The sequence below is a fragment of the Streptomyces sp. GQ60 genome (assembly GCF_059758875.1).
Map to the genome: position 1 here is coordinate 14,183 of NZ_JCAXEG010000006.1, position 12,734 is coordinate 26,916.

10 protein-coding genes and 1 pseudogene are annotated in these 12,734 nt (G+C 70.0%); 4 read left to right on the forward strand and 7 right to left on the reverse strand.

The features are described 5' to 3' along the window. Positions 1-98 precede the first annotated feature (98 nt). Positions 99-1,157, forward strand: coding sequence for a LacI family DNA-binding transcriptional regulator (locus AC6CKD_RS16610; protein WP_498328167.1), 1,059 nt, complete (start codon positions 99-101; stop codon positions 1,155-1,157). Between the two features lie 147 nt (positions 1,158-1,304). Here the strand turns inward: AC6CKD_RS16610 and AC6CKD_RS16615 are convergent, their stop codons facing one another. The 5 genes from AC6CKD_RS16615 to AC6CKD_RS16635 form a co-directional block, all read right to left on the reverse strand. Then, positions 1,305-2,429, reverse strand: coding sequence for an aldose epimerase family protein (locus tag AC6CKD_RS16615; RefSeq protein ID WP_498328169.1), 1,125 nt, complete (start codon positions 2,427-2,429; stop codon positions 1,305-1,307). 118 nt (positions 2,430-2,547) lie between these two features. Further along, complete coding sequence (gene yjfF / locus AC6CKD_RS16620) at positions 2,548-3,570, reverse strand: galactofuranose ABC transporter, permease protein YjfF (RefSeq protein ID WP_498328171.1); 1,023 nt, start codon at positions 3,568-3,570, stop codon at positions 2,548-2,550. Further along, positions 3,567-4,667 carry an ABC transporter permease gene (locus AC6CKD_RS16625; protein ID WP_498328172.1) on the reverse strand — a complete coding sequence of 367 codons (1,101 nt, stop codon included), beginning with the start codon at positions 4,665-4,667 and terminating at the stop codon, positions 3,567-3,569. Before AC6CKD_RS16625 ends, yjfF begins: the two co-directional genes overlap by 4 nt. After that, the gene (locus AC6CKD_RS16630; protein ID WP_498328174.1) at positions 4,664-6,223 is read right to left on the reverse strand and encodes a sugar ABC transporter ATP-binding protein; all 1,560 of its coding nucleotides are present in this window, start codon (positions 6,221-6,223) and stop codon (positions 4,664-4,666) included. The genes AC6CKD_RS16625 and AC6CKD_RS16630 overlap by 4 nt, the downstream gene beginning before the upstream one ends. A gap of 94 nt (positions 6,224-6,317) precedes the next feature. Continuing rightward, positions 6,318-7,328 (reverse strand): ABC transporter substrate-binding protein, encoded by a 1,011-nt coding sequence (locus tag AC6CKD_RS16635; RefSeq protein WP_498328176.1) that lies wholly within the window; start codon positions 7,326-7,328, stop codon positions 6,318-6,320. 495 nt (positions 7,329-7,823) lie between these two features. On the opposite strand from AC6CKD_RS16635, the gene araB reads away from it, so the two are divergent. Together araB and araA are read left to right on the forward strand one after the other, a co-directional pair. Then, positions 7,824-9,518 carry a ribulokinase gene (gene araB, locus AC6CKD_RS16640; RefSeq protein ID WP_498328177.1) on the forward strand — a complete coding sequence of 565 codons (1,695 nt, stop codon included), beginning with the start codon at positions 7,824-7,826 and terminating at the stop codon, positions 9,516-9,518. Positions 9,519-9,615: 97 nt separating this feature from the next. After that, positions 9,616-11,127 carry an L-arabinose isomerase gene (araA, locus tag AC6CKD_RS16645; RefSeq protein ID WP_498328178.1) on the forward strand — a complete coding sequence of 504 codons (1,512 nt, stop codon included), beginning with the start codon at positions 9,616-9,618 and terminating at the stop codon, positions 11,125-11,127. Positions 11,128-11,244: 117 nt separating this feature from the next. Here araA and AC6CKD_RS16650 read toward each other — a convergent pair whose 3' ends face one another. Then, positions 11,245-11,919 carry an RNA-guided endonuclease InsQ/TnpB family protein gene (locus AC6CKD_RS16650; protein WP_498328179.1) on the reverse strand — a complete coding sequence of 225 codons (675 nt, stop codon included), beginning with the start codon at positions 11,917-11,919 and terminating at the stop codon, positions 11,245-11,247. Beyond that, a complete protein-coding gene (locus tag AC6CKD_RS16655) occupies positions 11,813-12,457 on the reverse strand; it encodes a nuclease/transposase family protein (RefSeq protein WP_498328180.1) in 645 nt (214 codons plus the stop codon). The genes AC6CKD_RS16650 and AC6CKD_RS16655 overlap by 107 nt, the downstream gene beginning before the upstream one ends. Before the next feature lie 62 nt (positions 12,458-12,519). Here AC6CKD_RS16655 and AC6CKD_RS16660 point away from each other — a divergent pair. Continuing rightward, a pseudogene (locus AC6CKD_RS16660) lies at positions 12,520-12,694 on the forward strand (transposase); the annotation flags it as partial. Positions 12,695-12,734: the final 40 nt, after the last annotated feature.

Sequence of the window (12,734 nt, forward strand, 5' to 3'; positions counted from 1 at the left end):
TACCTCGTCGACGATCTTCCGGTCGGTCCGAGGTGTGTGCGGGCCGCGGCTGGTTCGGTACCTTGAGGGAAGGCCGCTCGATGAGGAAAGGAAGAGAGTTGACCCAGCTCCCAGACGTCTCGCGAGCGCCCACGATGACGGACGTCGCGCGCGTCGCCGGCGTGTCCCACCAGACCGTTTCGCGGGTGCTCAGCGACCACCCGAACGTCAGTGCCAAGACCCGGGAAGCGGTGACGCGGGTCATCGAGCAGCTGGGGTACCGCCGCAACTCGGCGGCCCGGGCCCTGGCCACCCGCCGGACCCACACGCTGGGCGTCATCGCCGTGAACACCACGCTCCACGGCCCCGCCAGCACCGTGGCGGGAGTGCAGGAAGCAGCCCGGGACCGCGGCTACCTGACGTCCGCCGTCACGCTGCGAACGGCCACGCAGACGGCCCTCGCCGAGGCCATGCAGCACCTCGCCGGGTGGGGCGTGGAGGGGATCGTCGCCGTCACTCCGCAACGCGCCGCGGTGCGCGCCCTGGCGGCACTCGAAGCACCCTGCCCCGTGGTCACCGTGGAAGGCGGCCACACCCTCGACCTGCCCGGGGTGTCGCTGGACCAGAACCTCGGTGCCCGCATGATCACGGAGCACCTCCTCGCGTCGGGCCACTCCACCGTGTGGCACGTGGCGGGCCCCCTCGACTGGCTCGAGAGCGAGGCCCGCACCCAGGGGTGGGAGGACGCGCTGCGCGATGCCGGCGCCGAGGTGCCGCCCGTGCTGCGCGGCGACTGGAGTCCCATGTCCGGATACCACGCCGGCCAGCAGCTGGCGGGGCGGGTCCTGGCGTCACGAGGACGGGGAACCGGTCTCACCGCGGTGTTCGTCGCCAACGACCAGATGGCCCTCGGTGTCCTACGGGCCTTGCGGGAAGCGGGTCTGCGGACGCCCGAGGACGTGGCGGTCGCCGGCTTCGACGACATCCCCGAGGCGGAGTTCTTCCCGCCCCCGCTGACGACCATCCGCCAGGACTTCGCCTCGCTCGGCCGCGACAGCATCGGGCTGCTCCTGGACCACATCGAGGGCAGGACCGACGAGTCGACCCATCTAGTGGTGGCGCCCGAGCTCATCGTGCGCGCCAGCACGGCCCGCAGGATCGCTCCCTCGGGCGAATGACCCCCACCTGCCCCGCTGTCGGCCCCTCCGAGCAAAGGACCGGGGCCCCCGGGGCACCTCGCACGGGGGAGCCGGTACAAGCGCGAAAGCCGCTGTCCGGCGCTCCCCTGCGGCGCCGGACAGCGGCTACGACCGTCGACGACCCTCTCAGGCGGCGACGGTGGTGAAACTGTGGATCGTGGTCGACCGGTACAGCTCACCGGGGCGCAGCACGACCGTCGGGTAGTCGGGGCGGTTCGGGGAGTCCGGGAAGTGCTGGGTCTCCAGCGCGATCCCCGCGTAGGCGTGGTACGGCCTGCCTGCCTTGCCCGTGATGTCACCGGTCAGGCCCTGGGCGGTGTAGACCTGGATGCCCGGTTCGGTCGTGAAGACGTCCATGCGGCGCCCGGACGCCGGGGCGTACAACACGGCGGCCTTCCGGGGACTGGCCCGCCGGGCGCCTTCGAGGACCCAGTTGTGGTCGAAGCCACCGCCGGCGAGGGTCAGTTGCGCCTCCGTATGGGTCAGGACGTCGGAGAGTCGCCGGTGCCGCCGGAGGTCGAACGGGGTGTCGCTGACCGGGCGGTGGGGGCCGTCGGGGATCAACTCGGCATCGACCGGGGTGTAGAGCGGGGCCGCGACCTGGAGGTGGTGCGCCAGGACGTTGCCGCGCCCCTCCCCCTCGAGGTTCCAGTAGGCGTGGTTGGTGAGGTTGACGACCGTCGGCGCGTCGGCGACCGCTTGGTACGACATGGTCAGGTTGTCGTCGCGGTCCAGCGTGTAGGTGACGCGCACGTTCAGAGCACCGGGGAACCCCTGGTCGCCGTCGGGGCTGTGCAGGAACAGGCGGACACCGGTGCGGTGCGCCGAGTGGAACGGTTCGCACCGCCACAGGCGCTGGTCGAACCCGTCGGGACCGCCGTGCAGCGTGTGCCCGGTCTCCTGGGTGGCGAGCTGGTGGGTGACTCCGTCGACGACGAGCCGGCCCCGCGCGACGCGGTTGGCGTAACGGCCCACCGTCGCACCGAAGTAGCGTGCGGAACCCTCGTGCGCGGGGTGGTCGCGGGCCGCGAGCACCACGTCGGCGGTGTGGCCCCAGCGGTCCGGCAGGATCAGGGAAAGGAGCCGGGCACCGCGCGTGTGGACCTCGGCGCGGGCCCGGCCGGGGAAGCCGAACCGCCACCTCTCCCCCGTTCCCTCATCGTCCAGGCGCAGGGGTCGGACCGTCCGCGGACAGGCGGCCGTCGGCCCGGGCTCGGCGGCCTGGTCGACAGATTCGTGTACGTGTTCCATGGCGGTATCCCCTGGAAGTCGGTCCACCGGAGGGCGTGCCGGGAAGCAAGCTGTGATCGCGGCACGCGAACGCGGTGGCACGGGCTGATGGTCTGCGGAGCCGGAGCCGGAGCCGGAGTCAGTCGGCGGCGGCGCGGCGGCCGCTCATCAGGCGTTGCAGCACGATGAACACGAGGAGCAGGCCGCCGATGACGATCCGGGTCCACCAGGAGCTGAGCGTGCCCTGGAAGTTGATCACCGTCTGGATCGTGCCGAGGACGAGCACGCCGAGGGCGGTGCCCAGGACGAAGCCGGAGCCTCCGGTCAGCAGCGTGCCGCCGATCACGGCGGCGGCGATCGCGTCGAGTTCCATGCCCATGGCGTGGAGGGCGTAGCCGGAGAGCATGTAGAAGGTCAGCAGCAGGCCGCCGAGCGCCGAGCACAGGCCGCTGACGGCGTACACGGCGATCTTGGTGGAGCCCGCCGGAAGACCCATCAGGCGTGCGGAGGACTCGTTGCCGCCCAGCGCGTACACGTTGCGGCCGAAGCGCGTGTGGTGCAGGACGACGAAGGCGATCACCAGCACCGCCAGGGCGATGACCACCGGGATCGAGACGAACAGTCCGCCGGGGCCGTACAGCCTGGTCTGCGCGATTCCCGCCGTGGTGGGATCGCTGATCGTGATGGATTCGGTGCTGATCGTGTAGCAGAGCCCCCGGGCGAGGAACATGCCGGCCAGGGTGACGATGAAGGGCTGGATCTCGTAGGTGTGGATGATCCATCCCATGACCGCCCCGCTCGCGGCGCCGACCAGCAGGACCAGGGGGATGACGGTGGCCAGGGGCCAGCCGTGCGACTCGACCATCCAGGCCGTGAGCATGGTCGACAGGGCCACCATGGAGCCGACGGACAGGTCGATGCCGCCGGTGAGGATGACGAAGGTCGCCCCGATCGCGACGACCAGGAGGAAGCCGTTGTCGATCAGCAGGTTCAGTACGACTTGCGCGGAGAGGAAGCCCTCGTAGCGCATCGATCCGACGCTGAACATGACGGCCAGCAGGACGGCCGTGACGATCAGCGGGAGACGGGTGCGGGTGCGCGGGGACACGGTCGCGAAGGGACGGGTGAGGTGCGCGGCGGCGCTCGCGATGCCGGTACTCATGCGCGTACCTCCTGCTGCTGCGGGGCGGCGCCCGCCGTGGTGTGGGATCGGGGAGTGGTCGTCCTGCGGCGGCGCAGGACCTTGGCCCGGAAGACCGGGGACTGCACGAGGCAGACGACGATGACGACGAAGGCCTTGAAGACGAGGGTGGTCTCGGGCGGGACGCCGAGGGTGTAGACGGTGGTGGACAGGGTCTGGATGATCAGGGCGCCCAAGACGGTGCCGCCGAGGGAGAAGCGTCCGCCGGTCAGCGCGGTGCCGCCGACCACGACGGCGAGGATCGCGTCGAGCTCGATCCACAGTCCCGCGTTGTTGCCGTCGGCGCTGGAGACGTTGGAGCTGATCATCAGCCCGGCGACGGCGGCGCACAGCGCGCTGAAGACGTAGACCAGGGCGAGCAGGCCACCCGCGCGGATGCCCACCAGGCGGCTGGCGGCGGGGTTGCCGCCCACGGATTCGATCAGCATGCCGAGTGCGCTGCGGCGGGTGACGAAGGCGGTGAGCGCGACGAGGGCGGCTGCCAGGAGGACGGCGAAGGGGACGGTCAGCCAGTAGCCGCCTCCGATCATCTTGTAGGGGGCGCTGGTCACGGTGACGATCTGGCCGTCCGTGATCAGCTGGGCGACGCCGCGGCCCGCGACCATGAGGATCAAGGTGGCCACGATGGGCTGCACCCCCAGCCCGGACACCAGGAAGCCGTTGGCCAGGCCCAGCACGAGTGCGACGCCGAGCGCGAGGGCGACGGCCGTGAGCATGGTGGCGACGCTGCCGGGTCGCGCGGCGGTGGAGATGTACCCGCAGGCGAGGGCGCCGGCGATGGCCACGGTGGAGCCCACCGAGAGGTCGATCCCGCGGGTGGCGATGACCAGGGTCATGCCGAGGGCCACCAGGACGAGGGGCGCACCGAACTGCAGGATGTCGATGAGGCTGCCGTAGAGGTGGCCGTCGCGTACGCGGACGGAGAAGAAGTCGTGCTGGAACGCGAGGTTGCCGAGGAGCAGGGCGAGCAGGATGAGCGCGGGCCACAGCAGGCGGTGGCCGGCCAGCCGTCTCCCGATCGCGGCGGCCGCCTCGGACTTGGCGGGCTGGGTGGTCATGAGTCCGTTCCGGTGGCGATGGTCGTGAGGAGGCGTTCGGGCGTGACGGTGTCGTCGTTCACGAGGGTGGCCACCATGCGGTGGTCGCGGAGAACGGCGATGCGGTGGCTCAGGCGCAGGACCTCTTCGAGTTCCGCCGAGATGAACAGCACGGCGGTGCCTTCGCCCGCCAGCCGGGCCACGAGCTTCTGGATCTCCGCCTTGGCCCCGATGTCGATGCCCCGGGTGGGTTCGTCGAGGATCAGGAGCCGGGGTTCGGTCAGCAGCCAGCGCGCGAGGAGGACCTTCTGCTGGTTGCCTCCGCTGAGGTGGCGTACCTGCGCTTCGGGGTCGGCGGGGCGGATGTCCAGGGCTTCGATCCAGTGCCGTGCCAGTTCGTCCTGTTTCGCACGGGCCAGCGGCCTGGTCCAGCCGCGGGCGGCCTGCAACGCGAGGACGATGTTCTCGCGGACCGTGAGCTCGCCCACCAGCCCCTCGGACTTGCGGTTCTCGGAGCAGAACGCGATGCCCCGGGCGATGGCGTGACGGGGGGTGCGCAGGGCTGCCTTCTTGCCCTCGATGCTCACTTCTCCGCCGTCCGCGCTGTCCGCGCCGAACAGCAGGCGCGCCACCTCGGTGCGGCCCGAGCCCAGGAGGCCGGCCAGTCCGATGACCTCGCCGGCATGGATGTCGAGGTCGTACGGTTCGATCGAGCCCGTGCGGGTCAGCTGTCGTGCCCGGAGGAACGGCTCGCCGGCCGCCCGTTCGGCCGCTTCCTCGTGGGCACGGCCGGACAGCTGGTCCAGGGTGGCCAGTTCTCCGCCGATCATGCGTTGGACCAGTGTCACCGGAGTGAGCTCGCCTATGGGGTACTCGCCCTCCAGGCGGCCGTTGCGCAGGATGGTGACGCGGTCGCAGAGGTCGAATACCTGGTCGAGGAAGTGCGTGACGAACAGGATGGCCACACCGCGGTCCCGCAGGCGCCGCACCAGGGTGAAGAGCTGGGCGACCTCCTCGCGATCCAGGCTGGAGGTGGGTTCGTCCAGCACGAGCACCTTCGCCGACACGTCCACCGCCCGTACGATCGCGACCAGTTGCTGCACTGCCAGGGAATGCGAATCGAGCAGGCTGGTGACGTCCAGGTCGAGGTCCAGCTCTGTCAGCAGCTCGGCCGCCCGCTGCCGCATCGCGGACCAGTGGATGAGACCGAACCGGCGCGGTTCGCGCCCGATGAGGATGTTCTCTGCGACCGAGATGTTCGGGCAGAGGTTCACCTCCTGGTAGACGGTGCTGATTCCGGCCCGCTGCGCCTGGAGGGGGTCCGTGAACGCGTGGGGGCCGCCGTCCACGAGGATGGTGCCGCCGTCGGCCGGGTGGACACCGGTGAGCACCTTGATCAAGGTGGACTTTCCGGCGCCGTTCTCGCCCATCAGGGCGTGCACCTCACCGGGGAAGAGCCGCAGGGCGACTCCGTCGAGCGCGAGCACGCCCGGGAACCGCTTGCGGATGCCGTGGGCTTCCAGGACCGGCCGCGGGCCGCCGGCGCCCGTGGCCGGGGGGGTGGACGGATGTGTCATCCGCCCTCCTCTCATGTGTGGGGTGGTGGAGCGGGCTCCGGATGGTGAAGGAGGCACCGGGGCCGGGCCTCCTCCGTCACCGGAACCTGTCGCGTCAGTAGTTCCGGGTCGGCAGGGCGGCAGCGGCCTTGTCCTGCGTGAACACGCCCTCCTCGGTCTCGACCCGGGTGGGCACGCTCTCCCCCGCCACGACCTTCTTGGCCAGCTCCATCAGCTGGTCGCCGAGCATCGGGTTGCACTCCACCACGACGTTGATCTTGCCCTCGGTCATGGCGACGAAGGCGTCCTTGATTCCGTCCACCGAGATCACCTTGATGTCCGTACCGGGCTTCTTGCCGGACTCCTCGATGGCCTGGATGGCGCCGAGGGCCATGTCGTCGTTGTGGGCGTAGAGGACGTCGATGTCCTTCTGGGACTTCAGGAACGCCTGCATGACCTCCTTGCCCTTGGCGCGGGTGAAGTCGCCCGACTGGGAAGCGACGATCTTGAACTTGCCGTCGGTACGGATGACGTCGGCGAAGCCGGCCTTGCGGTCGTTGGCGGGTGCGGAGCCCGTGGTGCCCTGGAGCTCGACGATGTTGACCGGGTCTTGCTGGTTCGCGTACGCGCCGGTCAGCCACTCGCCCGCGGACTTGCCCTCCTTGACGAAGTCCGAGCCCAGGAAGGTCTTGTAGAGGGAAGTGTCCTTGGTGTCCACGGCGCGGTCGGTGAGGATGACCGGGATGCCCGCGTCCTTGGCCTCCTTCAGCACCGTGTCCCAGCCGGACTCCACGACCGGCGAGAAGGCGATCACGTCGACCTTCTGCTGGATGAAGGTGCGGATCGCCTTGATCTGGTTCTCCTGCTTCTGCTGCGCGTCGGAGAACTTGAGCTCGATCCCGGCCTTCTTCGCCGCCTCCTGGACGGACTTGGTGTTGGCGGTACGCCAACCGCTCTCGGCGCCCACCTGGGCGAAGCCCATGGTGATCGCGCCACCGGCGTCCGCCTTGGCCCCGGAAGCCGGGGCGGACGCGGTGCCGGAGGCGGGGCCCGCGGTCGAGCAGGCGGTCAACGCCGAGGAGGTGAGAAGGGCGACGGTGAGGACGAGGGCTGCTCTGCGAGCCATGACGGGTGTCCTTTCGGGGGGTACGGATGAGGCTCCGCACCCGGCCGGTGCCGGGATGTGCCCGTGGTCAGGGCGTAGCGGGGCCGGGGGTGGGGGTGACAGGAGCCGGATGGCCTTGAAGGGGCGCCGTCGCATTGTGAGCGCTAACAAGCCGGGTTCTCAACCCCCTTGCGCGCGTTACCTGTCCGTTACCTCGTTACGCGCGACAACGAGCCGGACCTTGCCCACTCGCGCGATCACCGACCCCGCCACCCGAAGGGGGAACTCAAACCCGCCCGAATCAACGGGTCATCGAGGCCGCGCCCCGTATACGAAGGCCGCCGCACCGAGGGGGTCTCCCACATGATCCACGCAGACCCCTTGCCTATCGACATTGTTAGCGCTCACACTGCAAGCTCATCGCATCCTCCGCCGACCGCCAGGATGGTCGGGACGGCATCTCCGGCTGCCGGGCCGCGCCGCGTGCCGCCCACGGCTCCTTCGAAAGGCACTCTGTTGACGTCACCCCATCTCCTCGCGCCCACCCCTCCCTCCGGGGAATCGGAGCAGTACACGGTCGGCGTCGACTTCGGCACGCTGTCGGGCCGCGCCGTGGTGGTGCGGGTTCGCGACGGCCAGGAGCTGGCCGCGGCGGTCCACGCATACCGGCACGGCGTCATCGACCGGCACCTGCCGCAGGGCGGGGCGCAACTGCCTCCGGACTGGGCCCTGCAACACCCTCAGGACTGGCGGGACGTACTGCTTCACGCCGTCCCCGAGGCCGTGGCGGCGGCCGGGATCGATCCCGCCGCGGTGATCGGCATCGGCACCGACTTCACGGCGTGCACCGTCCTGCCCACGCTCGCCGACGGGACCCCCCTCGCCGAGACGGAACTCGCCGGACGGCCGCACGCCTGGCCCAAGCTGTGGAAGCACCACGCGGCCCAGTCGCACGCCGACCGCATCAACGAACTCGCCCACGCCCGCGGGGAGAAGTGGATCTCCCGCTACGGCGGCCGGATCTCCGCCGAGTGGCAGTTCGCGAAGGCCCTCCAACTCCTGGAGGAGGATCCGCTCGTCTACGAAAGCTGCGCGCGGTGGATCGAGGCCGCCGACTGGATCGTGTGGCAGCTCACCGGAACCGAGTCCCGCAACGCCTGCACCGCCGGATACAAGGGCATCCACCAGGACGGCACCTACCCGAGCGAGGAGTACCTGGCCGCGCTGAACCCCCGGTTCGCCGACTTCGCACGCACCCGCCTCGAATTCCCCCTCTCCGCCCTGGGCTCACGCGTGGGCTCGCTCAGTACGCAGGCGGCAGCGTGGACGGGGCTCCGGCCCGGCATCGCCGTCGCCGCGGGCAACGTCGACGCCCATGTCACCGCGGCGGCGGCCCAGGCCGTCGAGGACGGGCAACTGCTCGCCATCATGGGGACCTCCACCTGCCACGTCGTCAACGCCCCCGTCCTCGCGGACGTCCCCGGGATCTGCGGTGTCGTGGCCGGCGGGATCGTCGAGGGAACCTACGGCTACGAGGCCGGCCAGAGCGCGGTCGGCGACATCTTCGCCTGGGTCCTGGACCAAGGCGTCCCGTCGGACTACCTCACCGAGGCCGCCGAGCGCGGCGAGGACCTGCACACCCTGCTGACCCGCAAGGCCGCCGGCCAGCCGGTCGGCGGACACGGACTGGTCGCCCTCGACTGGCTGAACGGCAACCGGTCGGTCCTCGTCGACCACCACCTCTCCGGCGTCATCGTGGGTCTCACCCTCGCCACCCGCCCCGAGGACGTCTACCGCGCACTGCTCGAAGCCACCGCGTTCGGCACCCGCGTCATCGTGGAGGCCCTGGAGGCGGGCGGCGTACCGGTCCACGAGTTCATCGTCGCCGGCGGACTGGCCAAGAACGAACTGCTGATGCAGATCTACTCCGACGTGCTGCGCCGCCCCGTCTCCCTGGCCGCGTCCGACCAGGGCCCCGCCCTCGGGTCGGCCATCCACGCCGCCGTGGCCGCCGGCGCGCACGACGACGTACGGACGGCCACCGCCGCCATGGGCCGCCGACTGCCGGCGGTCTACCTGCCCGACGCCCCCCGGGCGGACGCGTACGACGCCCTCTTCGCCGAATACCGGCTCCTGCACGACCACTTCGCCACGGGCGGCCTGTTGCACCGCCTGCGGCACATCCGCGACACGACCCGCACCGCGGGCTGACCCCCGCCCCCGTCGTCCGTTCCCGTCGTCCGTTCCCGAACCCGCACCCGCCCGCCGCCCTCACCAGCACCGCGGGACGTCACCTTCAGGAGTCCATGTGTCCAGCCGAACATCCCCCGCCCAGGAGATCTGGTTCCTCACCGGCAGCCAAGGCCTGTACGGGGAGGAGACGCTGAAGCAGGTCGCCGAACAGTCGCGGCAGATGGCCACCGCCCTGGCGGACGCCTCCGGCATACCCGCCCGTGTCGAGTGGAAGCCGGTGCTGACCGACGCCGATGCCATCCGCCGGGTGTGCCTCGACGCGAACGCCGATGACCGGTGCATCGGGCTCATCGCCTGGATGCACACCTTCTCGCCGGCCAAGATGTGGATCGCCGGACTGGACGCGCTGCGCAAGCCGTTGCTGCACCTCCACACCCAGTCGAACGTGGCCCTGCCCTGGGACACCATCGACATGGACTTCATGAACCTCAACCAAGCCGCGCACGGGGACCGCGAGTTCGGGCACATCCAGACCCGTCTCGGCGTACCCCGCAAGACCGTGGCCGGACACGTCACCGAGCCGGTCACGGTCGAACGCGTCGCGGTCTGGGCACGCGCGGCCGCCGCACGAGCCGAACTGGCCACCCTCAAGGTCGCCCGCTTCGGCGACAACATGCGCGACGTGGCCGTCACCGAGGGCGACAAGGTCGAGGCCCAGCTGCGCTTCGGCGTCTCCGTCAACACCTACGGCGTCAACGACCTGGTGGAGGTCGTCGACAGCGCGGACGGGACCGAGGTCGCTTCCCTCGTCGAGGAGTACACCGACCTGTACGACCTGGCCCCGGAGCTGCGACCGGGCGGGGAACGGCACGACGCGCTGCGTTACGCGGCCCGCATCGAGGCCGGCCTGCGCGTCTTCCTCCAAAGGGGCGGCTTCCGCGCCTTCACCACCAACTTCGAGGATCTGGGCGGACTGCGGCAGCTTCCCGGCCTCGCCGTCCAGCGGCTCATGGCCCAGGGGTACGGCTTCGGAGGAGAGGGCGACTGGAAGACCGCCGTCCTGCTGCGCGCCCTCAAGGTGGCCGCCGCCGGCCTTCCGGGCGGCACCTCCTTCATGGAGGACTACACCTACGACATGACACCCGGCAACGAGCTCATCCTCGGTGCGCACATGCTGGAAGTCTGCCCCACCATCGCCGCCGCCAGGCCCAGCTGCGAGATCCATCCCCTCGGCATCGGCGGGCGGGAGGACCCGGTGCGCCTGGTCTTCGACGCGGCCCCCGGCCCGGCCGTGGTGGTCGGCCTCGCCGACCTCGGCGACCGCTTCCGCCTGATCGCCAACGACATCGACGTGGTGGCGCCCCCTCACCCGCTCCCCGCCCTGCCCGTCGCCCGTGCGGTCTGGCGGCCCCACCCCGACCTGCGGACCTCCACCGAATCCTGGCTTACGGCCGGAGGACCGCACCACACCGTCCTCAGCACCGCCCTCACCTCCGACCACCTCGACGACCTGGCGGAAATGCTCCGCCTGGAACTGGCCCTCATCGACGAGACCACCACCCCGAGGGAGTTCCGCCGCGATCTCCGTTGGAACCAGGCGTACTACCGGCTGGCACAGGGCCTGTGAAGCCGAAGCTTGGGGTGTCCCCCCGTCACCGACACCGAGGCGGCCCCGGCTCCCGGGGGACCGGGTGACGTGGGGGCGCTTGAAGTGCTCTCCCGGCTGAAGCCGGGAGATCCCTACTTACCTTGCGGCAGCGGGCTTAACGCGTCTCGCGCGCCTGACGACTGCCCTTCCGGCAACCGGGATGAGCGCGAGGCCCATCCGGTACACGTGCAAGACGTTCCGGGCTGCGTTGTGGTCGGCGTTTCCTGACCAGCCGCAGTCCGGGTTCTTGCACACGAACACGGCCTGGCTCTCCCGGTTGCCGGGCGTGGTGAAGCCGCACGCCGAGCAGCGTTGGGAGGTGCCGGGGGCGGGGACCTTGTGCAGGGTGCCACCGTTCTGGACGGTCTTGTACGCCAGCATGGTGACCGTCCGGCCCCATGCCTCCCCGCTGATGGCACGGTTCAGCCCAGATTTCTGGGCAACGTTCTTCCCCGGCACTTCGATGGTTCCCCTGGCGGACTTGACCATGTTCGTGATGCTGAGTGCTTCGACCACGACCGTGCCGTATGTACGGGCGATGACGGTGGTCGTCTGATGCTGCCAGTCCAGGGCCCGGCGCTTGGCTTTCGCGCGGAGTCCTGCGATCTGGTCGTAGGTGCGGTGCAGCCGGCGGCTGGTGCGCTCACCTGGCCTACTGTGCTGCCTACGCTGCGCGGCGCACTGCTCCAGGCGCAGGAGCTTGGCCTTCTCCTTGCCGGTCAGCCATTCGCCGTGCTCGTATGTCTCGCCATCCGAGAGGGCGATGGGCACGGTGGCTCCCACGTCGATGCCGACGTCCGGCCCCTGGGTGCGGCTCTGGCGTGACCTCCAAGGTCTGAACACGGAAGGCGATGTGCCAGCCGAGCGTGTCCTTGATCAGCCGTGCCCCGGTGATCCGGTTCTCGGTGTTGGCACGCTTGCCGACCGGAAGGTCTTTGGTCCATCGGAAGCGAACCCGGCCCACCTTCGGAATGTTGACCGTGCCCCAGCGGCGGTGCACCCGCACGATGTTCAGGTCCCGGCCTTGCGGGATGTCCACGGACATCACCGTGCGGAACCCGCCCTTGAAGTTCGGGGCGTCTGCGCGGCCGTCCCAGCAGTTCTTCCACGCCTGGAAGTACGTCTTGAGCACCGCCTGCGCGGCCTGCGCGGGCAGGACGGCGAGGAAGTCGACGTCCTCACGGGCCTGGCGAATCGCTGCGTCCGCGTTCACGAGGGTCCGCTTATCCTTCGGCATCATCCACCACCAGGCGTGCAACAGGTTCCACATAGTGCGGGCCGCGTGCGCCTGGCCATCGGTCTTCAACACCCTGGCAGGAGAAGGCGCAAGCCGGGCACGATGTCAGAACCGGTCGCCATGTTGTCTACAACCTGCACCTTCGTTTCGTTTGCGTCACCAAGTACAGGCGGAATGCGTTCACCGACACCATGCTGACCCGCACCGAAGAGATCATGCGTGAGGTCTACGCCGACTTCGAGGTCGAGCTGAAGCAGTTCAACGGCGAACAAGACCGTGCACCTGCTCGTGCACTACCCGCCGGAGGTAGAGGCCGGGCAGGCCCTTGCGGGCTGCCCGGCCTCGTCGT

Coding starts and splice junctions, on each gene's coding strand:
- AC6CKD_RS16615 (WP_498328169.1), bottom strand. CDS start 2,429: ATGGAACACGTACACGAATCTGTCGACCAGGCCGCCGAGCCCGGGCCG.
- yjfF (WP_498328171.1), bottom strand. CDS start 3,570: ATGAGTACCGGCATCGCGAGCGCCGCCGCGCACCTCACCCGTCCCTTC.
- AC6CKD_RS16625 (WP_498328172.1), bottom strand. CDS start 4,667: ATGACCACCCAGCCCGCCAAGTCCGAGGCGGCCGCCGCGATCGGGAGA.
- AC6CKD_RS16630 (WP_498328174.1), bottom strand. CDS start 6,223: ATGACACATCCGTCCACCCCCCCGGCCACGGGCGCCGGCGGCCCGCGG.
- AC6CKD_RS16635 (WP_498328176.1), bottom strand. CDS start 7,328: ATGGCTCGCAGAGCAGCCCTCGTCCTCACCGTCGCCCTTCTCACCTCC.